Source organism: Arcanobacterium canis (assembly GCF_029625435.1).
Taxonomy (GTDB): Bacteria; Actinomycetota; Actinomycetes; order Actinomycetales; family Actinomycetaceae; genus Arcanobacterium; species Arcanobacterium canis.
The window spans coordinates 182,450-205,441 of sequence record NZ_CP121208.1 but is presented as its reverse complement, the minus strand read 5'-3'; the positions used below and the strand labels follow the sequence as shown (position 1 = coordinate 205,441).

Below are 22,992 nucleotides of genomic sequence, written 5' to 3'. Positions count from 1 at the left end.
CATATCAGTGATCCGCAAGTGCATTGTCAGCGCTGGGATTTTCGTTGAAAAACACCGGGGCGAATCCTCCGATAATGATCAGTAGCCCACCCATGCCACTGAGCCAGCCAATCGACTCGTGGAAAATCAGGACGCCACAGATAATCGCAACGACACACTCCCAATAGGAGATCGTTGACATTTCCACTGCCGGCAGGTTTCGACCAGCCACCACCAGCCAACCGAGAGCGAACAAGCCACACACAAGGAACAAGCCGACTGCCCACCACCAGTTCGAAGCTGAGAAAGTGGAGACTCCATGCCAGGGTTGGAGCACCAGCGACATCGCGAGCGCCGCAACTGCAGCCCAGACGAAATTCCATGTGCCACGAACAACCGAATCCATGTCTTTGCGGTAGCCATAGAAGAACAATGCAAGCCCGTAGAAGACTCCCGAGAGCAGCCCCAAGAGGTCACCGAGGGGTTTCTTCGGATATTCAGCGCTGACTGCAGAGAGGTCGAGTCCGAAGGTCAAACCGTTATCCCAGCCGATCACTCCGATAGTCAACAACATGCCGATGAAGACGAGTGAAAGGAAGAACCAGGAAAGCGCTGATACTCGCTCCTTTCGAATAATGCGAGCCAAGATCGTACAGAAAAGAGGCCCGGTGTAGATCAAGAACACTGCGTTTGAAATGGATGTCAGCAGAGTTGAGGAAATATAGCAACCGAGCGAAAGACCGATCGATACACCGCCAAGGATCACCGCAGGGGTGATTCTGGCAGAAAGAACATCACGAATTTTGCGCGTGAGAAGTGCAATGATGACGAATCCGATCACTCCGAACGTCATTCGTCCGAAGGCAAGAAAAGATCCGATGACCGCTTTGTCATCAGGCTTGAGCCCAGCTGTTGCACCGCGTGAAAAGGTCCCAACGAGGCCCATGCCAGTGGCGGACAGCACCATTGCAGTCACGCCCAGCGACTTATTCATTGCGTAATTCGTTGGATGAGAAGTGTTATTGGACATCGTTGTCCCTTTCCCTCAAAGTAAATTTTGGAAAGGTGGGAGTTGCGTACGCCGTGCAACTCCCACCTTTTGTGCCCTAGACCAGGGTTGGATCCTCAACCTGGTTCGGGAAGTAATCCTCGCAGCCACCCTCGCGGTAGACGTCAGCGGTTGCGCAGTGGAGAGCACCGCCGAACGGGTAAGCATCGCGGAACGGCACCGGAATGACGTTCATTCCCAGCTTGTCCATCTGCTCCATCTGGTGAACCTCGGAAGCCTCGCAGATCACGGTCTTGTGATCGAGAACCAGGCAGTTCATGGACAACCATACGGAGGAGTAGCACAGCGGCGGCGGTGTGGTGTGAGCCGGCTGAGCTGCATCAACAATCTCCCAATCGTTTGCTTCGAAGATCTTGCGCTGCTCTTCGGGCAGACGACGCTGCGGGTTGTTGATGATCAAGCCTGGGCGCAGCGGCACGAACGTGGCATCGATATGGATCGGGTACGGATCGCCCGGGAAGTTCACTGCGTGAACTCGCAGATCTGGGTAGTAGCGCTTGAACCACTCCATTGCCGTACGATTTGTGGTCAAACCGTGCTGGATGAAGAGGTCCTTGCCCAGACGGAGCACGTCAGCGGCGTCCCACATTGGCTCAACTTCAGTGGTGACGAAGTCCTTATTCGCGGTACGGATCAAACGATCCTCAAGCGAGATTTTCTCGTCATAGTAGTTGTGCTTGTAGGAAGCATCGGTCAAACGCGGGCGCGGAGCCTGTGTCCACTTGAACTCTGGATCCTCGTCGAAGTACTGCTTCATCAGTGGCCAGTATGCGAGGTATTCGAAGTAACGGCAGCGGAACGAATTCGCCGACGCCATGATCTCGTTGCCGATGGTGAGGAGGATGTCGCGAGGCGGCATACACGTCATCATCGAATCATTCTGGAAATCTGGGGTCTTGATGTGCTGATTCCACTGGAGAGGAGTCGGGCGGTCAACCTTGACTCCGTGCTCTTCGAGTGTCTTCGCAAGGAAGTCCAGCTGCGCTGCAGCCTTCTCAACAGTCTCGAGTGGACGCAGGCCCCACATTCCACGCATCTCGGAATCGACAGGCACCTTCTCAGATGTTGCAGGTTCCTCGGGTGGGATCATCGAATTCTCTGCACGGCCAACAATGACGTGCTTGAGTGGATCAAAATCATTCCACGAGTTCACAATTTTCGTCATCGTACTCACTCCTTTGTGATGTTTATTTTTTGTTGTTGTGTTGGTGCGCTGCTCTTTCGAGCAGGAAACGAGAGGTGGCCGATGGTCGCCTCAGGCGATGAGAAACCCTGAGTGAGGATTTCGTTATGCGCGGCTATGCAACCACGCGGGTTCCAGCGTTACCGTTCAAGTTTTCGATTGCGTCTTCCAAACGCCCGATCACTGCAGTTCCGCCGGTAGCTTCAACAAACTGACACGCGGCATCAACCTTCGGCCCCATCGAGCCTGCAGGCAGGCCCATCGTGCGCAAAAGTTCTGGCGTCGCTTCCGTCAAGGCACGTGCCTGTGGTGTTCCGTAGTTTTCGTATACGCCATCGACGTCGGTGAGGATCATGAGCACATCGGCACCGAGTGCCTGCGCAAGCACAGACGCCGTGCGATCCTTGTCGATCACAGCTTCAACACCGCTGATACGCCCGCCGTCGTCGATGACGGGGATTCCGCCTCCGCCAGCGCACACCACAACTGCACCATCGTTAACAAGCCGACGAATCGTGGCCGTCTCGACAACCTGGACAGGCAGTGGCGAGCCAACCACTCGGCGGTAATATTCACCGTCGGGCTTGACTGTCCATCCACGTTCCTCTGCCAGCGCTAGCGCTTCGTCCTTCGAGTACACCTCACCGATGAACTTCGTGGGGTTTGCAAATGCCGGATCGTCAGCGTCAACGAGCGTCTGGTTGATGAGTGCTGCCACTTCTCGACCCGGCAACTCGTTCTGCAACGCCTGCAGGAGCCAGTAACCGATCATTCCCTGGGTTTCCGCACCCAAAGTATCGAAGGGGTAGGGCTGTGACAGACTTTCATCCTTCGCACTTTCAAGCGCAAGGACGCCAACTTGCGGGCCGTTGCCATGGGTGACGATGAGATCGTGTTCTTGAGCAAGCTTGGCTAGTTGTTCGGCAGCGTGTCGAACATGCTCAATCTGGGTGGAGGCGTCGGGCGTATCACCACGCCGGAGCAGAGCATTTCCTCCTAGGGCGACAACAATTCGCATCGTCAGCTCCCCAGCGTTGCGACCATGACGGCCTTGATCGTGTGCATACGGTTCTCGGCCTGATCAAAGACGATCGACGCCGGAGATTCAAAGACATCATTGGTCACTTCGAGGCCATCGAGGCCAGTGCGCTGGTAGATATCCTCTCCCACTGTGGTGTTGCGATCGTGGAAGGACGGCAAGCAATGGAGGAACTTCGCCTGCGAGCCAGCCTTTTCCATGAGGTCTGCGTTGACTTGGTAATCGCGCAGAAGAGCGATGCGCTCATCCCATACTTCTTTCGGCTCACCCATCGAGACCCAGATGTCGGTGTAGATGAAGTCGGCACCCTTCACGCCTTCAGCGACATCGTCGGTGATGAGCACCTTGCCGCCTTCGGCTTGCGCAAGCTTCTGTGCCAGTTCGACGATTTCAGGGGCATTCTGCAGCTCTTTCGGAGCCACCATGCGCACATCCATTCCCATCATTGCGCAGGAAACCAGTAGTGAATTACCCACGTTGTTTCGTGCGTCGCCGACGTATGCCATCGAGATTTCGGAAATATCCTTGCCCGATGCCTCGATCATCGTCAGCTGATCAGCGAGCATCTGGGTTGGATGCCACTCGTCAGTCAAGCCGTTCCACACCGGAACTCCAGAAAGCTCGGCAAGCATCTCCACGTGCTCCTGCTTCTTGCCGCGGAACTCGATACCGTCAAACATGCGTCCGAGGACTCGAGCCGTATCAGCCACAGACTCCTTGTGCCCCATCTGCGAACCTGACGGATCGAGGTAAGTGACTTGAGCACCTTGATCGTATGCGGCTACTTCGAACGAGCAGCGGGTACGGGTAGAGGTCTTCTCGAAAATCAACGCGATGTTCTTACCAACAAGGTGTTTCTCTTCTTTTCCCGCTTTCTTATCAGCTTTGAGCTTTGCGGAAAGTTCGAGCAATTTACGCCATTCGGCGGGGGTGAAGTCAATTTCCTTGAGGAAGTGGCGTCCAGTAAATGTGTTGTCCATCATCGTACCTTTCGTGTGTTGGGATAGGGGTTAGTTCAGATGTCTTCGCGAACAATGGGGCAACTCATGCAACGCGGGCCTCCTCGCCCGCGTCCGAGTTCGTTGCCCGGAATGGCCACAACTTCGAGGCCATTTTCTGCAAGGAAGTCATTTGTTGGAGTATTGCGTTCATAGGTGACAACCACACCGGGGGCGATTGCCAGGACATTTGATCCGTCATTCCACTGTTCACGCTCAGAAGTCAGAGCGTCGAAGGGTGGTTCAAGTACGCGAATCGACTCAAGGCCGAGAGCCTGAGCGATCACGTCGTGCATTTGGGATGGATCGTGAACGGTGACATCGAGTTCTTTTGGAGTTCTCCCCGGGCGGATCACCTGCGAGCGCAACATTCCCAGCCCTGGATACTTAACGAAGGTCTCCGGATCCGCCATGCTCATCACGGTATCAAGGTGCATCTGTGCTCGGCTCTTAGGCATTTCAAGGGCGACCACTCGCTCAACTTGGCCCGAGGCGAAAAGCCGCGCGGCCAAACGCTCTACACCCTGGGGACAGGTACGTTCACTCATTCCGATGAGGACCGATTTGTTGCCGATGATGTGGACGTCTCCGCCTTCCACAGTGGCGTCACCAGCTTCAAGACCGTTTGAGTGAATGTGTGGTCCGTACTCGGTGAAGCGTGGATGGTAACGGTAGATGACCTCCGCGTTGATGGTCTCCCGACGACGAGCCGACATTCTCATTGCGTTGATCGATACGCCATCGTAGATCCAACATGAGGTATCGCGAGTAAAGAGATGATTCGGCAAAGGCGCAAGGACGAAATCGTCGTCGTCGATCGCTTCCATCGATACCGACGTGGTTCTTGGGATTCGTTCGAAAAGCTCTCGCTTGGTCATGCCACCGATCAGAAGAGCAGCGAGGTCATCTGATGGAAGCTGCTCACAGTAGTTAGCGACAGCGTCTACTGCTCCAAAACCTATTGATTCCTCCGTGAAAATTCGTTGGAGAGCTGAGGCTCGGGCTTCAGGGATATCGAGCGTTTGTGCGAGGAGCTCTTGGAAGTAGAGAACTTCGATGCCTCGATCGGTGAGTTCTTTTGCGAACACATCGTGTTCTTCGCGGGCTTTTTCAAGCCAGAGGATGTCGTCAAACAAAAGCTTGTCTTTATTTGACGGCGTGAGACGGAGCATTTCCGTTCCTGGCCGGTGAAGCATGACTTGCTTCAACGGGGCGGTTTCAGAAGCTACATGAGGTTTCATGACTCCCCCTTGAGTAATGGTGGTCGCTCCTTTGCGATTCCCACACGTCTTTGTGTTGGCACAAATGTACCAACTAATAAATATATTGCGCCATAAATTCCTCATTTTCAGCAAAAATTCATACGGCACAGATGTACCACCTGAAAAAATTTTCCACCCCGAAAACCTTGAGTTTACGAGAGTTGAGATGTGATTCACGCCAATTTCAATGCAAGTGTCAGATCAAATTTTCCTCAAATCTGGGACTTTAGCCCCCAAAAACGTGTGGCGCGACAAGCTTTTGCTCATCGCGCCACACATTTATCTGTGCAATCACATCTCGCTACGTCTCAACGACGCGGTACAAGATCAGATATCGGAAACTGACTTCTCTAGCTTCTTCCCACCGCTAACTTGACCAGCTTCAAGCTCGTCAAGAATCTGAGCAATCGGCGTCAGATCTTCGGCGTCGTATTCACGGAGGAAAGCAGTAGCGTCATCATCCCCGCGAGCAAAACGCTCGACAGGGAGAAGTCGGTCATTCGTGATCTTCACATCGATCACTACCGGTTCTTTCGTGCCCTTGACTTCCTTGATCACCTGTTCAAACTCAGCACCAGTATGAACGGTGTAACCCTTCACACCAAAGCCTTCGGCCACCTTAGCGAAATCAATATCCGACAAATCGATACCCGAATGAGGCTGGTTGGTATCGTCCTGCTCAGCCTCAATGAATCCCAGCGATTTATTCGTGAAAACCACATTAATCACAGGTGTATGCTCGTCGCGCTGAGCAACAAGATCCTGGCTCATCATCGCAAACGCGCCGTCACCGGAAAGGGTCCAAATCTCGCGATCAGGAAATGCCTTCGCGGCAGCGAGACCGGCCGGAATACCGTAGCCCATCGTTGCATACAAAGGCGACGTCGTGAACGTCCGCTCTTTACCCATGTTCAAGAAACGAGCCGTCGCAATATTGACGTTGCCGACATCAACGCCAAAGATGGCGTTGTCAGCTGCGTGTTCGTTGATCACCTTGTAGATCGGTTCGAATCGCGCAGGAGACTCATTCCTACGTTCGGCATTCTTCGCAATCCAGGCATCCCACTGTGCGCGGTTACGAACCATTGCGTTGTACCACAGCTGATGAGCACTCGTGAGATCCTCGCCTTGTTCCTTACGCTTCCTCACCTCGGCCAGAAGCTGACGAAGGAACGTTGGCGCATCAGCAAGGACACCCAAATATGCTGGGTGTCGATCCCCCAACACCGACGGACGTAGATTGGCATCAATAAATGTCGCATTCGGATTGAAAGTAGGGAACTCAAAATTCGTGCCAATAAAGAGGACTTCTTCAGCAAAACGGGCGCCTTCAACACCAGGTTTTGTCGAGACGCGGCCAGTGGAGAGCATCCACGCCTTCTCGTCCCCTTCAAGAATTGGCTTCGCCAGGTACGTTGACCCCAGCGGAACCTGCAACAAATCAGAAAGCTCGCGCAACTCGTCGGCAGCCCCCTTGGCACCCTGACCAAAGTAGATATACGGACGCTTACCGTGAATCAAAAGATCGGCCGCCTTTTTCACGTCTTCTTCGCGAGCGGAACGATCCCAGTGCGCAGCAGAGAATGTGCCAGCGGACGGAATATAGGTATCCTCAATTTCCGTCCACGCGAGATCCTTCGGGATGACGACGACGGCGACACCCTTCTTCTCGTATGCTGCCGAAATCGCCTTATCGATCACCATCGGAAGCTGAGCGGCAGTCATGACTGTGCGGTTATAGACCGACACATCAGCGAATATAGGATTCTCCGGCATTTCTTGGAAGTAATCTTTGTTCATGTTGAAGGTTGGAACTTGACCAATAATTGCCAGGAGCGGAATATTGTCAATTTTCGCATCGTAAAGTCCATTAAGGAGATGCACAGCGCCCGGCCCAGCCGACCCAAGGGTGACACCGATCCGTCCGGTCAGTTTCGCTTCCGCTACCGCCGCCAGCGCACCCGCCTCTTCATGACGAACCCCAACGTAATGAATACGGTCACGGAAATTGTAAAGAGCGTTCATCGTGGAGTCGAGAGAGCCACCCGGCAGGCCGTAAATATTCTTCACGCCGTAGGCTTCGAGCACCTTCATCATTGCATCACCAGCAGCAATTGTCGTTGCCATGAGTCATCCTTCCCTTGAACCCGCGCAATTGCGGGGATCCATCCTCGAGCGGACTACACCACTCCCCTTATGGTTGAATAATAAACTATAGAAATCTAAATTTCTACCTGAAAGTCCAGCTTTCAACTAAATGGGCCTCCCGCGTCACCAATCCAGCGAAATGACGTGGGCGAACGTCCTCGTCGGCGATGTGAATGAGCCGCATATCATAGTGATTCGCGACATTTTCGCTTCACCAAGACTTACCTCTGCTCTGGCACACACTTAGGGTTAGGGCTATGGAGATCGAAATCCGACGCACTGATATCACGACGGTCCACGCAGACGCCATCGTGAACGCGGCAAACTCCACGCTCCTCGGGGGCGGTGGAGTTGACGGCGCTATTCATCGAGCCGGCGGGCCAGCGATCAGCGCCGCGTGCCAACAGGTTCGCGCAACCACTCTCCCCGGTGGTTTGCCCGCTGGTCACGCAGTGCCAACCACTGCAGGAAAACTCCCTGCAACGTGGGTGATCCACACTGTCGGACCTGTTTATTCACGTAAAGATGACCGAAGCGAAACGCTTGCTTCGTGCTATCGCGAATCTCTGCGCGTGGCTGAAAGCCTCGACGTCCACACGATTGCTTTTCCACTGGTGAGCGCAGGTGTGTACGGATGGCCCGTGAATGAAGCGGCCAAAATCGCCATTGACACTGTACGTACGTACCCAGGCGATTTCTACGTCATCTTCGCGGCTTTCTCCGCCGACGTCGAAGCTGCACTCACTCGTACACTCGCGTCAGTTGCAGCGTGCGACGGAATTCGCTCCACGTCTCTTATCGCTCACGCGACCAACTTCCGCTCCCCGACGATAACGTAGGCGCGAGCATCGAAGCTAGATCCCGTGCCAGAACTCCCGCACAAGGGCTTCACGATCGGGCTGCGACGTCTTTTTCAAAATATGATGAACATGAACCTTCACCGTTGACGGAGAAATAAAAAGTTGTGAGGCAATTGCCGAATACGTCTTGGCGCGCACGATTTCAGCAAGGATCTCCGATTCACGCTCAGAAAGCGAGAACCGTTGGGCGAAGGCTCGAACACCTGATTCGAGAAATTTCTCTCTGGCTGGAGTCGGTTGCTCTGGGGTGTGCTCGTAAAACAGTGTCAAGCGACGGACTGCAACGCGCACAAACCAAAACCCGATTCCCAAAATCAGCGCATTTTCGACAAAATTTCTCTCCGGCATGAAAGCAGGCGCACCCGCGTCTTTCAGTGACGGCCGAATATAGAGGAAGTAAATATTCCACAGCAACGTCCCTAAACCGCCTGCCAACATACCGAGCGCTAAAGGCAAATGCGTGAGGAGACGGCGACGCTCCACTTTGTCAATCGTTCGAATAAAAGCCCACGCCCCAAACACCACGAGGGCAAGAACCATGAACGAACGCATCGTGAAGAAGACGAACTCCCGATCGCGTAGGTCACTTATACCGAAATAGGCAAGTGCCGACCCCGCCACAAAAATACCGACAGCAATCTTCGCTGGGCGCATTGAGACTTCAACGAATCGACATGCCATCGCCCACAAACAGCCGAACACTCCCGCTCCCAAGAAAACAGATTCGAGCGGAGAAGTAATCGTAAACATCGTCTGCGCAGAATAGTGCGGTTGAGCATAGGCCGTGCGGAACACTAAGCCAACGTCAAAGAAATAAAACATGAAAGCTGCCGCAGCAAGCGCGAACATCTTCTGACGTGTCACAACAAATGCTGAAAAGGACACCGCCGAGATAAATAACGAACAGACAAAGACAATCATTGTATAAAAGAACAGGAACAACGCTGATCCTCCTTGACTGCTGAGCATGTCACTCCCAGAAATGAAGCAGGACACATTTTATCAGGGACATACCTTTCCAACCAGGTCGAGATCGGCAAACGCAGTAGCACCGGCATCACGATGTTTCGATCACTTTTCATTTTCTCGTCCGTCGCAGAAATACGAAGATGAGGGGACGAGGTAGCTCACCACTACCCCGTCCCCATCTTTCATTCATCAGCCTGAAACGATCACCGCTGCCACACACAGGATCCCACCGAATCCGAGGACAAAAGCGACCATCGGCCACACGAACTTCAACCAGTGCGAATACTTCATATTCAGCATCTGGAGGGTTGCCATCACCAGCCCCGTCGGAGCGAGGAAGAGCATTGCATACTGACCGTACTGATATGCCATCACAATGATCCAGCGAGGCATACCCACGGCGTCGGCAAGCGGAGCGAAAATCGGCATCGCGAGCACCGCCAAGCCCGACGACGACGGAACCACAAAACCCAAAACGAAGAAGACCAGCATCAGCATGATGATGAACAACGGGCCTGACATTCCACTGACCAGGTTTGTCAACGAATTCAAGATCGTGTCCGAAATCAGTCCTTCATTCATCACCAGGTTAATTCCACGAGCAAGGCCAATGATCAGCGACACTGCAACCAGCGAAGAAGCTCCTTCAGAGAACGCATCAACCAATGCGGTCTCCGATACTTTCTCCTTACCCCAAGCCGCAATAAGCATCACGATGATGGCAATAACCAAGAAGGCGGCAGCCATTTGTGGGAACCACCATCCGGCAGCCATGACTCCCCAGACCATAATCACAAACGCTGACACAAACAGCGTCAGAATGACCTTCTTCTCCCAGTTGAAGTTGGTGACATCATCCATCGACGAAGCCATGGACCACCGGTTGTTGAAGTCCCCGTGATCTTCCCAAGTGTACGAACTCGACGGATCAGCCTTAATTTTCTTCGAGTACCAATGGAGGTAGAACACCACCACGATACCGCCAACGATCAACCCCGCCAGACGCCACCAAATACCTTCAGTGAACTGGATACCTGCAGCGTTGGATGCGATCACCGAGGAGAACGGGTTCACTGTGGAAAAAGTTGTTCCCATCGATCCTGCAAGGAAAATCGACCCCACACAAATGATTGAGTCGTATCCTAAAGCCAAGAAAATCGGGACGAGAATCGGATAGAACGCCACCGCCTCTTCTTCCAGACCACACAGAGATCCACCCACGAGCATGAACACCGACACGAAGAAAATCAACGCAAACTCGCGCCCCTTCGTCTTCTTCGTCAGCGCCACGAGACCAGATTCGAAAGCCCCTGTTTTACGCACCACTCCGATCAGACCACCGAGGACGAAAATGAACACCATCACGTCCACAGCTTCAATCGTGCCACGAACCATTGCACTGGGAACATCCGAGAACCCCGCAGGGTTCTGCTCAAGACGCTCGTAGGAGCCTGGAACCGAAATCGGCTTATTGAGCGCACCTGACGTGAACTGACCGATATCGAGATCAATTCCGAGATCCTTCAGCGACTGCTGCTCAGCCGGCAAAGTTTTCGCCTCCCCCTGTGGAGACGTCAGGACAAGGCTCGATCCTTTCGCGTCATAGGAGAGCTTTGCGTACTGCCCAGCAGGGATTGCCCACGTGGCAACTGCGGCGAGAATCGTCAAAATGAAGAGCACCGTGAAAGCACTCGGAACGCGAAACCTCAGCTTTCGCTTTGGCTTAGACACCGGCGCCGGAGAGCTAACGGCTTGTTGTCTCTCGCTCATCACACACCCCGGATAACCGTTCCAGTGAGACCCTTGAGGCCATCCGCTGCTTTCTCAAGCGATGTGATGATAGCGCGCTTACCAGGGTTTTTCTCAACGAATTCAATACATGCTTCAACCTTAGGCAACATCGACCCTGGAGCGAATTCACCTGCAGCGATGCGCTCGCGAGCCTCTGTCACCGTCATCTCCGAAATGGCCTGCGCCTGCGGAGTATTGAATCCGACGTACACCTGCTCAACCGCTGTCAGGATCAAGAGAGTATCCGCGCTGAGCTGACCTGCCAGAAGAGCTGCCGTGCGATCCTTGTCGATCACCGAGGCGACACCCTCGTAGTGCTCGCCCTTGTCAACCACAGGAATTCCGCCGCCGCCAGCAGCCACAACCACCGCGCCGCCGTTGACGAGCGAGGAGATCACCGGCGCCTCAACGATTGAGACCGGGATCGGTGAAGCAACAACCCAGCGCCAACCACGACCAGCGTCTTCGACGTAGGTGTTGCCGGTTTCCTCGTGGAGAGCGGTGGCTTCCTCTTCAGTGTAGAACGCGCCGACTGGCTTAGTTGGCTTCTCGAAAGCCGGGTCATCGGCATCGACAACAACCTGTGTGACGACGGAGGCGCACGGCTGGCTCATGCCACGCGCGCGGAGCTGGTCGCCGATAGCCTGCTGGAGATGATAGCCGATGTAACCCTGCGACATTGCACCACACTCTGCGAATGGAATCGACGGAGTAACCGAGGCTTTCGCTGAGGTGTCTGTCGCAACCTTGATCATGCCAACCTGCGGGCCGTTGCCGTGGGTGACGGTGACTTGGTTGCCCAGTTCCACTAGATCGACGATAGGGGACGCAGTGGCGGCGATGAGCTCAAGTTGCTCTTTAGGAGTCTTGCCTAGCGCGTTACCACCAAGCGCAACAACGATTTTTTCCGACATTGTGACTCCTTTAGGACAGCGTTGCGTACATGACAGCCTTGATCGTGTGCATACGATTCTCGGCCTCTTCGAATACGCGCGAGCGGGTGGACTCGAAGACTTCGTCGGTCACTTCCATCTCGGTGACGCCGAACTGTTGAGCAATATCTGCGCCGATTGTGGTGTTGATATCGTGGAAGGATGGCAGGCAGTGCATGAAGATCGCATCCTTGCGTGCCTTGTTCATGAGTTCGGTGGTCACGCGGTAACGCTCGAGGAGCTTGATGCGCTTCTCCCAGAGCTCAGCTGGCTCGCCCATGGACACCCAAATATCGGTGTAAATGACATGGGCATCCTTGACTGCCTCTTCTGGGTCCTCGGTCAGAGTAATTTCGGCACCGGTTTCCTTCGCGATCTCGCGACAGGTGGCGACGAGGTCATCGGCCGGCATTTGTTCCTTCGGACCACAGGCGACGAAGTGGAGACCGAGCTTGGCGCAGACCACCATGAGAGAGTTTGCGACGTTGTTTTGTGCATCACCCATGAAGACGAGCTTCTTGCCAACGAGGCCATCTGGGAAATTCTCTTCCACAGTGAGCATATCGGCGAGCATCTGAGTGGGGTGGAATTCTGTGGTCAGGCCGTTCCAGACGGGGACGCCTGCCTTGGCGCCGATTTCTTCAACGATCTCTTGAGCGAAGCCACGGTACTCGATGCCGTCGTACATACGTCCAAGCACGCGAGCGGTATCTTCGATCGACTCTTTCTTTCCCATCTGCGACGAGCCTGGATCGAGGTAGGTGACGCCCATTCCGAGGTCGTTGCCGGCAACTTCAAATGCGCAACGAGTACGGGTGGAGGTCTTCTCGAAAAGAAGGACGATGTTCTTGCCCGAGAGGTACTTGTGGGGGACACCGGCCATCTTCATGTCCTTGAACTCCTTCGACAGACGCAGGAGGTAACGGATCTGGTCTGGGGTGAAATCAAGAAGCTTGAGGAAATTCTGTCCGGAAATTGACATTGGCATGATGATTCCTTTCGGTGAATATTCGCATCGGCTTTCGCGTCCTTGCTCTGCCGATACCCCACTAACCACATCGTCGTGGTGGGGACGAAACCCACTGTGCCCCGTGGAAAATTCTCATGCGAGAAAATCTCGGGTGAGTGAGGGTTTAAATCACTGATGCCATAATTTATCGAGCAATAAACCCTGGTGAACCCGCGAAATCTCGCGGGTTCACCAGGGTTGGCGTAAAAGCTAAATTTTTTCGCTGACGCATGGCGCTACTCGAATTTCACCACATATTTGCCGTGGAGCTCTTTCCCAGCGAGTCCCTTCCACGTCTGTTCAAACTGATCGAGAGTGATGCTTGTGTATGGAAGTGTCACGCCCTGTGAATACAGCCTGCACGCTTGCGCATAGTAATTGCGCCCTTCAGTATCGGACAACAGAAAATTCGTGTATCCGAGCATAGAGATTCCTTTGGTACGGAAAATTGAGGTGGTGAACTCAGCATGAGTTCCTGCACCCGAACCAATCTGAATCCAGCGCGCACGGTTGTTTATCAGTGACATCATGGGGCCAACGTACGGGCCCGACAGTTGATCGATCACGACATCAATCCCACCTGGCGCACATTCTGCGAGAACCTCTGCAATTTCGGGCGCAGACGGGTCTTGAGTGATAAAACCTGTCATTCCATATGCTTGGACTGTTTCCAGGGCTTGAGCGGAGCGAACCATCGCCACAACGTGTGCTCCACGATTGAGTGCGGCTCGCCCAGAAAGGAGGCCCAGATTACCATTAGCGCCTGTAATCAGGACGGTGTCGAGTGCGCTCACTCGAGCACATTCAATTGCCCCCACTGCCGCAATACCCGGAACACCGAGCACGGCTGCCGTCAATGAGTCGAGATTGTCGGGAACTGGTGCGGTAAAGGCATCGGAGAGATCAACATATTCTGCAAAAGATCCAGCTGGCGGATGCGGAAGTTGAAAATAAACCCGTTCACCGTCAAGAGTCTGCGCAACTCCCGAATATCCGAGGGTGTCACCGTCACTAAAAGCGCGCTTAAAAAATTTACCCGAACCGATCGCGAAATCAATTGGATTGATGGCAGCAGCTAATACACGAGCCGCCCCCTCTGGCGTCGAGGTTTTGTCGATGACGACGTGTGATTCACGAATCGTTACATGTTGCATTGGCATCCTTACCTCACTTTTGAGCACGCGACCGACGTTCTCTCGTCTCACAACGCGACACAGGGAGTATATCGCGCTAGTCGCCGTCGTCGTCGTTCTGACTTGAAAACCCTTGGACTGATTACCTCAACCGGGCAGCGCAGGAAGAACGCTGCCGGGAACACGGAAACCGTCTGGACACTCACAAACTCAAACAACCGAAAGGAAACCATGATGGACAACTACAACCAGCCACTCGACCAGGGCGCATCCTTGGATGAAGGCGCGATCATTTTCCCAAGAATCCCGACGATCCTGGCTCCTACCTCATTCAAGGCCGCGGCCTACAACCCGGTGCGGAAGTTCCGGTGGCGAAGAAGTCAGGTAAGCCGGTGCGCGTCATCGTCGGGGAAATTATCAGTGAAGACGAATACGATTTACAGATCGCCCAAGAAGCATTGGACGATTGGACACAAGACGGATATCAAACTCGTCCTATCGAGGAATTGTGGGAAGAGTGCGATCTATGAGTTGGAGTTTAGAAACATCAAACCGGTTCGATAAAGAATTTAAGAAACTCGACCACTACACGCAACGAATTATTAAAGGCTGGATCGTCAAAAACATTGCTCACGCCGACAATCCACGCGCTTATGGCAAAGCCTTAACAGGAAATTTTGCTGGCTTATCGCGGTATCGAATTGGCGATTATCGCCTTATTGTCGAAATTCAAGACGATAGATTCATCATCTTGGCTCTCTCCATTGGTCACAGAGCGATATATGCCGCTAAGTGCAAAGAACGAGGAAATTTCCGTGCCGTTAGTTCACAATCCATCGTCCGAGAGTCACGGCTACGCTTTTCACGAGACGGTGATCAGTCTGCGGTTTCCTGAGAGCGATTCAGTTCTCGAACTCACCTTCCTAGCCAATCAATAAAATGAGAAATAGCAATGACAGTCACCATTTTTTGGGATGGACGTCCATGAGCTTTTGCTCCTCAACATTGTTTTCGGTGTTGATCTTCCCGCCAATTATGTATTACGTTTGTGCTATACATAATCAACACGTGGTGAGGGGTTTGGGTGCGTGTTGAGGCTCATTCACGAGTGACTATTCGCCGTCCTGAAATCACGGCCGAGGATGTGGTGAGCGCGTTTGAAAACACGTTAAGGTCACGTCCTCGTGACACGTTGCCCGTACAGTGGGTTGGTGTCGGTACCGACCCACAGGGACGCTTACTGGAATATGTGGCAGTGGAAAATGAACCAGATGGCTGGCTTGTTTTCCACGCGATGATAGCGACGAAGAAAGTACTGGTCGAAGTAGGTTTGAGGAGATGAAATCATGACGACATACCATGATGTTCACGGGGCGACGTTCACAGATGAGGATATCGAGCGGTGGGCGCAAGAAGCCGAGTCCAGCGAAGGCTACACAGGAAAGCATCTAGGAGCTTCGGTAGCGGGCCGTCCTATCAGTGTGGGAGTAGCCGCCCGCCCGTTTACTATCCGTCTTGACGTGGCACGGCGCGCAAAGCTTAACGAGATCGCCCGCAGCAAAGAAACCACCCCATCGCAACTCATCCGTGACCTCATCGACGCTCTCTAACAAAACTCAACAAGAACGGCTGTGTCTGCGAGAACCCGCTACTGGTTCTCGCAGACACCAAACGGGTCAGTCGCCATGAGGGTTTCGTAGGCCGGATGGAACCGGCGTAAATCATCGCCGTTAACAATGGACCGCTCCAGGAAGCTGTGCATGTAACCGGGCAAGCACTCTCGAATAGATTGCGCGGAAAAGCGAACTGGACGGCGGATGACTTTCTCGCAACCGCAGAATTTTTCGGAATAACCGTCAACGACCTCATGCCGTCGCGTGGGGTTGATGGTGAGTGGGTTCCGGCTCCTTTTAAGCCTGGATATGCGAAAGCCCCGACCGTGGGGGCCGGGGCTTTATCCGAGCCACCTGTGGGAATCGAACCCACGACCTATTCATTACGAGTGAATCGCTCTGCCGACTGAGCTAAGGTGGCGTTGCACTGCAACTTGATCAATGTAGCGGATGTGGGGCAGTCATTTCAAATGCACACCCCACATCCGCTTGTGATTCATGCCGCGCAGCGTTTTCCGTCCTGCGGGACTTTCCCATCAAGAAGATAGTCGTTGATCGTGTTTTCGATGCACTTGCCCCCACGTGGGTAAGCCGTGTGGCCTTCGCCGTCAAAAGTCACAAGCACGCCATTATCAAGCCCCTTGGCAAACTTTTGTGCCCATTCGTATGGAGTAGCAGGATCTCCTGAAGTTCCAACAACAACGATTGGTGCCGATCCCTTGGCCTTGAAGTTCTTAACCACGTCCAGACCCGACTTTGGCATAACTTGGCATTGGTATTCTGAGTAAGACATCAGCGGCCCAAGGATCGGAGCTTCTTTCGCAGCAATCTCCGACTGCTTTGCCCACTTTGCTTCATCACCGCTGAGAACAGAATCGGCACAGCTGATTGCCGTATTTGCCACCATCATGTTGTTAATGAAGTGCCCTTTGTTATCGATGCCCGCATAAGCGCGGAAGAATGCGTCAAACAAGGTGCCTTTATTGTGTTGAAAGACTTCCTCAAACGCTTTGTTGAGGTAGGGCCAGCTCTCATCAGAGTACAGAGGAGTGATATAACCGATCCTCAAAGCTGCCTGCGTCAAAGGCTCATGTTCTGTCGGAATAGGTTGGTGTTCAGTTTTCTTGAACAGATCGATGATCTTTTGGCGTGCCTGGTCACGGTTGCCAGTAAAAGGGCAACCTTCTTGTTTCAAGCACCAATCGAGATAGTTATTCGTTGCAACTTCAAACCCCTTCAACTGAGCAAGATGGTTGTCGAATCCACTGATGGTCGGGTCCACAGCCCCATCAAGAACCATACGACGAACATTCTTCGGGAAAAGTTCAGCATATGTACCGCCAAGCTGAGTACCGTACGAGTAGCCGAGGAAGTTCATCTTGTTGGATCCAAGCAGGTGGCGAGCAAGGTCAAGATCCTGCGCAGCTTCGCGCGTACCAACAAACTTGATCGCTTCGCCGGTGTTTGCCACACATGCGTCGGCAAACTTCTTCATATCCTCGTTTTGACGCTTCTGCCCATCCGGGGTACGCGGATAGGTGGTTGTCATAAATTCCAACAACTGTTTGTCATCCAAGCACTTCACTGGCATCGACTTTCCGACACCTCGCGGTTCGACTGCAACGATGTCATATGCCTTCGTGAGTTTGTCAGGGAACTGCAGCGAAGAGGATTCCACCAGTTCAGTCGCTGACCCTCCTGGCCCTCCAGGATTAACGAAGAGCACGTTTCCATGCGAGTTTTTTCCGACAGCTTTTTCCAACGGAATCTTGACAGTCTTTCCATCAGGGTGCGAGTAATCCATCGGCGCTTCCATCGTGGCGCACATGAAGTCTTTGTCTTTACACGGAGTCCATGAGATCTTTTGCCCATAGAATTTTTCAAGGCCAGCTGGAATTTCAGTTGTGGAAGCAGCGGTCTGATTCGGGGCGTGAGAGGTGGCCGACTGGTAACCAGGCGAGGCCGAACAGGCAGCCAGGACAGCGATACTCATCACGGGGAGAATATTTTTCAACTTCATGTGTCCCACCCTATCGGACATTAACTTAAGGCCGCATACATCTGAAAAATGATGTGGAAAGAGGGTCCAACAAAGTTAATTGTGGAAAAGCCGCACCAAACTCGCAGCACTGACCTCAGGTTTCACCTCGCTACAAGCACGCTCTTAGAGCCGCAGACCCATCATTGCAGCTTCCATCGCCAATTGCGGGGCTACATTGGCCGAAAGGCGTTCGCGTGCCACATTCAGTTTCTCGATTTTACCGAGAACCTGCGCGGCCGTCAGTTTCCCTGCAAGCTCCAAGATCGCCTCAATATAGTCCTGGTTAATGAGATCCACATCAGAGCCCAGCTGGGTGACAAGAACGTCACGATAAAAACCGATCGCATAAATAAGTTCGCGATCAAGGAGATCACGTTGGGAACGAGTCGCACGCTTCTTTTGCGAATCAAGAGCTGCCTTGATCTCACCACGCATTGACGAAGGGACTTTCGAATCCGCGTCTAAACCGTAGGCTTCCATAATCTTGCGTTTCACAGCATCAGCTTGGGCATCTTTGACCGCTTTGGCAGCTTTCGTCCCTGCCTTGGCGGTTTTTTCTCCTCGCATCGCATCCGCATCAAGCAACCGAATCGCCGCCATTTCCGCATCGCCAACACCCTTGATCGATGCAATTGCATCGAGCGTGTGCCTCCGGATAGCCGCAGCTCCATCCTCGTTCAGCGCCAAGGCCCGAGCCACACCAACATGCGACTGGGAAGCACGCGCCGCGAGAATCGCGCGTTGAGGATCGACACCATCGCGCTGAACCAGGAGGTCCGCCACCTCCTGCGCCGATGGTGTGACAAGGTTGACCCCACGGCACCGCGAACGAATCGTTGGAAGTACATCACCTGGAGCCGCAGTACACAGCATCCACACGGTACGCTCACCTGGCTCTTCAATAGCTTTTAAGAGAACGTTTGTGGTCCGCTCAACCATGCGGTCAGCGTCCTCGATCAAAATAATTCGATAGTAACCCTGCGACGGCGCCACAAAAGCACTTGCGACGTACTCGCGCACTTCATCGGCAGAAATAGTGACAAGATCTGTCGAGACGGTGGTCAAATCCGGATGATTATCTGCCATAGCTGCATGACATCCGGGGCACTCGCCGCATCCAGGTTCTGGTCCAGTACACAACAGCGCAGCAGCGAGTGTACGCGCAGCAAGCGAACGCCCCGAGCCTGGTGGGCCAGTAAAGAGCCACGCGTGGCTCATCGCCGACGACGTTCCCGTCGATTTTCCGCGAGCTATCGCCCTGCCGACGTCGGCTGCTGCCTTGAGCACCGAGATAGCAGATTCTTGTCCGACCAAGGAATCAAAAACGCTCATCGGTGACCATCCAAAAGAGCATCAATCGCGCTGAGCGCTGCATCAGTCACATTGGCAATTGGCGCGCTGGCATCAATAACAACAAAGCGCTCGGGTTCCATCTTGGCCATGTCCAGGTAGGAGGAACGTACAGATTCATGGAAGTCGAGTCCTTCGGCTTCGAGTCGATCCTTCTGCCGACCAACCCGAGCCACACCGACATCGACGGGGACATCAAACAACAGCGTGAGATCCGGGGTCAGACCATCAGTTGCCCACATCGAGAGTTTTCTGATTTCGCCAGCGCCAAGCGACCGCGCAGCCCCTTGGTAGGCCACGGATGAATCGATGAAACGATCTTGGAGAACGATGGCACCTCTTTCGAGTGCTGGGCGCACACGCAGAGCAATATTTTGGGCACGGTCAGCGGCATACAGCAAAGCTTCGGCCTTTGAGGCAACTTCACCGCCAGAAAGGAGAAGACGGCGAATTTCGGAACCAAGTTGAGTACCGCCAGGCTCTCGCGAAGTCACAACGGGTAAACCGCGTGCCTCAAGAACTTGCGTCACAGCGAGAATCTGGGTGGATTTCCCCGAACCATCGCCACCTTCGAACGTGATAAAAAGTCCCATCGTTGCCTTTCTTTTCACGCCCGCACTATCGGCGCTCTGCAGATTGTCTTACTGAACTACCTTACGCGAGAGTGAACGTCGGCGACATACCATCGACCGGCTGTACCCGGCTCACAATTCCTACTGTGATTCCTTCGCTGTTGTCTTTTTTGCTGTGCTCTTCTTCGCAGTGCTCTTCTTCGCAGTGCTCTTCTTCGCAGTGCTCTTCTTCGCAGTGGTTTTCTTTGCGGGGGCCTTCTTCTTTCCCGCTCCTGTCACGGTCTTCTTCGCCTTATTCCGAGCCTTCGGACCACCTTGTTCAGCAATCTTCAGACGGCGAGCGACCAGAAGTTCTTGAGCACGCTCGGCTGTGAGCTGGTTAATATCGTCCGAACGCGGAACTGAGGCATTCGTTTCCCCGTCAGTGACATATGGACCGAAACGCCCATCCTTGAGAACAATATTCTTTCCACTGACCGGGTCCGGGCCAAATTCAGCCAACGGCGGCTTCGCCGTGCGCGCGCCGCGCTTCTTCGGCTCAGCAAAAATCTTCTCTGCCTCGTCAAGAGTGATGGTGAAGATCTGCTCTTCACTCTCAAGCGAGCGCGAATCTGATCCCCGCTTCATGTATGGCCCATAGCGACCATTCGTCGCCTCGATCATCTCACCATGAGATTCACCGACCTGGCGCGGCAAACTGAGTAATTTTACTGCCTCTTCCAGGGAAACAGTCTCAGGGTTCATTGACGCAAACAGGGAGGCTGTACGCGGCTTGGGCTTGACTTTCGAAACCTTGCCCGTTGGCGTCAGTTGGACGGCGTCGTCGGGAAGGACCTCCGAAACGTACGGACCGAAACGTCCGTCCTTGACCACTAGCTCATACCCAGTATTTGGGTCCTTACCGAGGCTGCGATCTCCTTGGAGCGCAGCGTCAATCAGTTCCTTCGCCTTGTCAACATTGAGCTCGTCCGGAGAAACATCGTCAGGAACATTGGCGCGCTTGAGCTCACCTGTGGTCTCATCCACCTGCTCAAGGTAAGGCCCATAGCGTCCTACACGGACAGCAATGCCGTCACCGATCTCAATGGTATTGACCGCTCGAGCATCAATTTCGCCCAGAGAATCCACCTGTTCGTGCAGCCCAGCCTTACCGTCGCCCCCCTTGTAGAAGCCACTGAGATAGGCAACGCGATCCTCATGTCCCGTGGCAATCTTGTCCAGATCTTCTTCCATCTCAGCCGTGAAATCATAGTCAACGAGCGTCGGAAGATTCTCTTCTAGCAGGCGAATGACTGAGAAAGCCGTCCAGGTCGGGACGAGGGCCTGACCTTTACGTGAGACATACCCACGGTCAATAATCGTTGAAATTGTTGACGCATAAGTGGATGGACGTCCGATGCCCTTTTCTTCCAGAGTCTTCACCAAGGACGCTTCGGTGTATCGCGGCGGTGGAGTGGTTTCGTGTCCAGCTGCCGACGCCGACCGCTCCTCTAGCATGTCACCCTGTGTAAGTTCGGGCAGGCGGCTTTGTGCCTTATCCTCATAGCGTTTCATGTCCGCACCTTCTTCGTACGCAGCCATGAAACCTGGGAAAGTAATAATCGTTCCCGAAGCACTCAGCGTGGCACTGTGAGCACCTGCAGCTGCGGACAACGGCGCCTCAATTTTGATTGAAGCCGTTGACCCCTTGGCATCTTCCATCTGCGAGGCAACTGTGCGTTTCCAGATCAACTCGTAGAGAGCATATTCACGCCCCTGAAGTTGCCCAGCGACTTCAGACGGCATCCGGAAAGAATCACCCGACGGACGAATAGCTTCGTGCGCTTCCTGAGCACCCTTGGATTTGGACGCATAGTAGCGCGGTTGCGCCGGCAACGATGCTTGGCCATAAAGTTCACTGATCTGAGCACGCGCCGCGTGAATCGCTTCATTCGAGAGATTCACCGAATCTGTACGCATGTACGTAATGAAACCGTTCTCGTAGAGCGACTGCGCAATTCGCATAGTGTCACGCGAGCTCAATCGCAACTTACGCGATGCTTCCTGCTGGAGAGTTGACGTCGTGAATGGCGCGGCAGGACGACGCTTATACGGTTTCGTCTCGACGCTTGACACCTGTGCCTGTCCGTCTTGGAGAGCCGCAGCGATGTCTTGAGCTTCCTGCGCAGCCAACACTCGTACACCCGCTTTCGCAGACTTCGCGACGAGGTGACCGGCGTCGTCGAAATCTTTCCCGGACGCCACGCGCGCGCCGTCGATCAGCGAAAGCTTTGCCTCAAATTCCTCATTCCCTTTCGCCAAAGTGGCTGTCACATCCCAGTACGAAGCTGGAACGAAGGCCATGCGTTCGCGTTCGCGTTCGACGACCAATCGGGTTGTCACCGATTGCACACGCCCAGCCGACAGCGAAGGGGCCACTTTGCGCCACAAGAGCGGCGATACTTCGTATCCCACTAACCGATCGAGAATACGACGAGATTCCTGGGCATCAACAAGCTGAGTATCGAGTTCACGTGTGTTATCAAGAGCGCGCTGGATCGCTTCCTTCGTAATTTCATGAAAGACCATGCGTTTGACTGGAACTTTCGGCTTCAAAACCTCGAGAAGGTGCCATGCAATCGCTTCACCTTCTCGGTCCTCGTCCGTTGCGAGATAGAGTGCGTCAGCGTGCTTGAGTTTTGCTTTAAGTTCAGTGACTTTCTTTTTCTTATCAGGATTAACCACGTAATACGGGTCGAAATCGCCCTCAACGTTGACTGCGAATTTCCCGTAGGGGCCCTTTTTCATATCTGCGGGCAAAGCTGAAGGTTGCGGCAGATCGCGGATATGACCGACTGACGCTTCGACGTCGTAATCACTTCCGAGGTACTTGCCGATTGTCTTCGCCTTGGCGGGAGACTCGACGATCACCAGTTTCGTCACTGACATTCCTTCTTTCTTGCCCAACTCAGGGTGCGCGGGTAAACCGAACTGTGCTTCGGCTTCCCCCGAATCGTACTCACATCTGCCCCACCGCGTGCAAACTGGGCGCGTCGGATTGTGAA

Annotated in this window: 19 protein-coding genes and 1 tRNA gene; 4 read left to right on the top strand and 16 right to left on the bottom strand. The window is 53.7% G+C overall.

Going from position 1 to position 22,992, the window contains the following annotated elements; translation table 11 throughout:
- Window positions 1-4 precede the first annotated feature (4 nt).
- The 6 genes from P7079_RS00885 to spxB form a co-directional block, all read right to left on the bottom strand.
- Window positions 5-1,009: a DMT family transporter gene (locus P7079_RS00885; protein WP_278012965.1), complete on the bottom strand. Its 1,005-nt coding sequence runs from the start codon at window positions 1,007-1,009 to the stop codon at window positions 5-7.
- 76 nt (window positions 1,010-1,085) lie between these two features.
- Complete coding sequence (locus tag P7079_RS00880; RefSeq protein ID WP_278012964.1) at window positions 1,086-2,213, bottom strand: serine/threonine protein kinase; 1,128 nt, start codon at window positions 2,211-2,213, stop codon at window positions 1,086-1,088.
- Between the two features lie 133 nt (window positions 2,214-2,346).
- Entirely contained in the window at window positions 2,347-3,249 is a 903-nt protein-coding gene (gene arcC, locus P7079_RS00875) for a carbamate kinase (RefSeq protein WP_278012963.1), read from the bottom strand.
- Between the two features lie 2 nt (window positions 3,250-3,251).
- Window positions 3,252-4,250: an ornithine carbamoyltransferase gene (gene argF / locus P7079_RS00870; RefSeq protein WP_376986971.1), complete on the bottom strand. Its 999-nt coding sequence runs from the start codon at window positions 4,248-4,250 to the stop codon at window positions 3,252-3,254.
- A gap of 35 nt (window positions 4,251-4,285) precedes the next feature.
- Window positions 4,286-5,509 (bottom strand): arginine deiminase, encoded by a 1,224-nt coding sequence (locus P7079_RS00865; protein WP_278012961.1) that lies wholly within the window; start codon window positions 5,507-5,509, stop codon window positions 4,286-4,288.
- Window positions 5,510-5,857: 348 nt separating this feature from the next.
- Complete coding sequence (spxB, locus tag P7079_RS00860; protein ID WP_278012960.1) at window positions 5,858-7,657, bottom strand: pyruvate oxidase; 1,800 nt, start codon at window positions 7,655-7,657, stop codon at window positions 5,858-5,860.
- A 278-nt stretch (window positions 7,658-7,935) separates the two neighbouring features.
- Here spxB and P7079_RS00855 point away from each other — a divergent pair, with 278 nt between their 5' ends.
- Complete coding sequence (locus P7079_RS00855; protein WP_278012959.1) at window positions 7,936-8,517, top strand: O-acetyl-ADP-ribose deacetylase; 582 nt, start codon at window positions 7,936-7,938, stop codon at window positions 8,515-8,517.
- A gap of 15 nt (window positions 8,518-8,532) precedes the next feature.
- Here the strand turns inward: P7079_RS00855 and P7079_RS00850 are convergent, their stop codons facing one another.
- The 5 genes from P7079_RS00850 to P7079_RS00830 all read right to left on the bottom strand — a co-directional run bounded on the left by P7079_RS00850 (window position 8,533) and on the right by P7079_RS00830 (window position 14,393).
- Window positions 8,533-9,507: a helix-turn-helix transcriptional regulator gene (locus P7079_RS00850; protein WP_278012958.1), complete on the bottom strand. Its 975-nt coding sequence runs from the start codon at window positions 9,505-9,507 to the stop codon at window positions 8,533-8,535.
- A gap of 189 nt (window positions 9,508-9,696) precedes the next feature.
- On the bottom strand, window positions 9,697-11,277 hold the full coding sequence (locus P7079_RS00845) for a YfcC family protein (protein WP_278012957.1): 1,581 nt from the start codon (window positions 11,275-11,277) through the stop codon (window positions 9,697-9,699).
- Window positions 11,277-12,212 carry a carbamate kinase gene (gene arcC, locus P7079_RS00840; protein ID WP_278012956.1) on the bottom strand — a complete coding sequence of 312 codons (936 nt, stop codon included), beginning with the start codon at window positions 12,210-12,212 and terminating at the stop codon, window positions 11,277-11,279. Before arcC (P7079_RS00840) ends, P7079_RS00845 begins: the two co-directional genes overlap by 1 nt.
- Window positions 12,213-12,222: 10 nt before the next feature.
- Entirely contained in the window at window positions 12,223-13,218 is a 996-nt protein-coding gene (argF, locus tag P7079_RS00835; protein WP_278012955.1) for an ornithine carbamoyltransferase, read from the bottom strand.
- A 257-nt stretch (window positions 13,219-13,475) separates the two neighbouring features.
- A complete protein-coding gene (locus P7079_RS00830; protein ID WP_278012954.1) occupies window positions 13,476-14,393 on the bottom strand; it encodes a quinone oxidoreductase family protein in 918 nt (305 codons plus the stop codon).
- A gap of 347 nt (window positions 14,394-14,740) precedes the next feature.
- On the opposite strand from P7079_RS00830, the gene P7079_RS00825 reads away from it, so the two are divergent.
- The 3 genes from P7079_RS00825 to P7079_RS00815 all read left to right on the top strand — a co-directional run bounded on the left by P7079_RS00825 (window position 14,741) and on the right by P7079_RS00815 (window position 15,982).
- A complete protein-coding gene (locus tag P7079_RS00825; RefSeq protein WP_278012953.1) occupies window positions 14,741-14,902 on the top strand; it encodes a DUF6290 family protein in 162 nt (53 codons plus the stop codon).
- Complete coding sequence (locus P7079_RS00820; RefSeq protein ID WP_278012952.1) at window positions 14,899-15,267, top strand: type II toxin-antitoxin system RelE family toxin; 369 nt, start codon at window positions 14,899-14,901, stop codon at window positions 15,265-15,267. Before P7079_RS00825 ends, P7079_RS00820 begins: the two co-directional genes overlap by 4 nt.
- Window positions 15,268-15,718: 451 nt before the next feature.
- The gene (locus tag P7079_RS00815) at window positions 15,719-15,982 is read left to right on the top strand and encodes a CopG family transcriptional regulator (protein ID WP_278012951.1); all 264 of its coding nucleotides are present in this window, start codon (window positions 15,719-15,721) and stop codon (window positions 15,980-15,982) included.
- A gap of 351 nt (window positions 15,983-16,333) precedes the next feature.
- Here the strand turns inward: P7079_RS00815 and P7079_RS00810 are convergent.
- From P7079_RS00810 to topA, 5 genes are all read right to left on the bottom strand, one after another.
- Window positions 16,334-16,406: transfer RNA gene (locus P7079_RS00810), tRNA-Thr, on the bottom strand.
- 75 nt (window positions 16,407-16,481) lie between these two features.
- Window positions 16,482-18,005 carry an alpha/beta hydrolase gene (locus tag P7079_RS00805; RefSeq protein ID WP_278012950.1) on the bottom strand — a complete coding sequence of 508 codons (1,524 nt, stop codon included), beginning with the start codon at window positions 18,003-18,005 and terminating at the stop codon, window positions 16,482-16,484.
- 144 nt (window positions 18,006-18,149) lie between these two features.
- Entirely contained in the window at window positions 18,150-19,358 is a 1,209-nt protein-coding gene (locus P7079_RS00800) for a DNA polymerase III subunit delta' (protein WP_278012949.1), read from the bottom strand.
- The gene (gene tmk, locus P7079_RS00795) at window positions 19,355-19,969 is read right to left on the bottom strand and encodes a dTMP kinase (protein ID WP_278012948.1); all 615 of its coding nucleotides are present in this window, start codon (window positions 19,967-19,969) and stop codon (window positions 19,355-19,357) included. Before tmk ends, P7079_RS00800 begins: the two co-directional genes overlap by 4 nt.
- Before the next feature lie 120 nt (window positions 19,970-20,089).
- Window positions 20,090-22,876, bottom strand: coding sequence for a type I DNA topoisomerase (gene topA / locus P7079_RS00790; protein ID WP_278012947.1), 2,787 nt, complete (start codon window positions 22,874-22,876; stop codon window positions 20,090-20,092).
- Window positions 22,877-22,992: the final 116 nt, after the last annotated feature.

Excerpts from the sequence above, each read along its gene's own strand:
- P7079_RS00885 (WP_278012965.1), bottom strand. The coding sequence starts at position 1,009 with ATGTCCAATAACACTTCTCATCCAACGAATTACGCAATGAATAAGTCG.
- P7079_RS00880 (WP_278012964.1), bottom strand. The coding sequence starts at position 2,213 with ATGACGAAAATTGTGAACTCGTGGAATGATTTTGATCCACTCAAGCAC.
- arcC (WP_278012963.1), bottom strand. The coding sequence starts at position 3,249 with ATGCGAATTGTTGTCGCCCTAGGAGGAAATGCTCTGCTCCGGCGTGGT.
- argF (WP_376986971.1), bottom strand. The coding sequence starts at position 4,250 with ATGGACAACACATTTACTGGACGCCACTTCCTCAAGGAAATTGACTTC.
- P7079_RS00865 (WP_278012961.1), bottom strand. The coding sequence starts at position 5,509 with ATGAAACCTCATGTAGCTTCTGAAACCGCCCCGTTGAAGCAAGTCATG.
- spxB (WP_278012960.1), bottom strand. The coding sequence starts at position 7,657 with ATGGCAACGACAATTGCTGCTGGTGATGCAATGATGAAGGTGCTCGAA.
- P7079_RS00855 (WP_278012959.1), top strand. The coding sequence starts at position 7,936 with ATGGAGATCGAAATCCGACGCACTGATATCACGACGGTCCACGCAGAC.
- P7079_RS00850 (WP_278012958.1), bottom strand. The coding sequence starts at position 9,507 with ATGCTCAGCAGTCAAGGAGGATCAGCGTTGTTCCTGTTCTTTTATACA.
- P7079_RS00845 (WP_278012957.1), bottom strand. The coding sequence starts at position 11,277 with ATGAGCGAGAGACAACAAGCCGTTAGCTCTCCGGCGCCGGTGTCTAAG.
- arcC (WP_278012956.1), bottom strand. The coding sequence starts at position 12,212 with ATGTCGGAAAAAATCGTTGTTGCGCTTGGTGGTAACGCGCTAGGCAAG.
- argF (WP_278012955.1), bottom strand. The coding sequence starts at position 13,218 with ATGCCAATGTCAATTTCCGGACAGAATTTCCTCAAGCTTCTTGATTTC.
- P7079_RS00830 (WP_278012954.1), bottom strand. The coding sequence starts at position 14,393 with ATGCAACATGTAACGATTCGTGAATCACACGTCGTCATCGACAAAACC.
- P7079_RS00820 (WP_278012952.1), top strand. The coding sequence starts at position 14,899 with ATGAGTTGGAGTTTAGAAACATCAAACCGGTTCGATAAAGAATTTAAG.
- P7079_RS00815 (WP_278012951.1), top strand. The coding sequence starts at position 15,719 with ATGACGACATACCATGATGTTCACGGGGCGACGTTCACAGATGAGGAT.
- P7079_RS00805 (WP_278012950.1), bottom strand. The coding sequence starts at position 18,005 with ATGAAGTTGAAAAATATTCTCCCCGTGATGAGTATCGCTGTCCTGGCT.
- P7079_RS00800 (WP_278012949.1), bottom strand. The coding sequence starts at position 19,358 with ATGAGCGTTTTTGATTCCTTGGTCGGACAAGAATCTGCTATCTCGGTG.
- tmk (WP_278012948.1), bottom strand. The coding sequence starts at position 19,969 with ATGGGACTTTTTATCACGTTCGAAGGTGGCGATGGTTCGGGGAAATCC.
- topA (WP_278012947.1), bottom strand. The coding sequence starts at position 22,876 with ATGTCAGTGACGAAACTGGTGATCGTCGAGTCTCCCGCCAAGGCGAAG.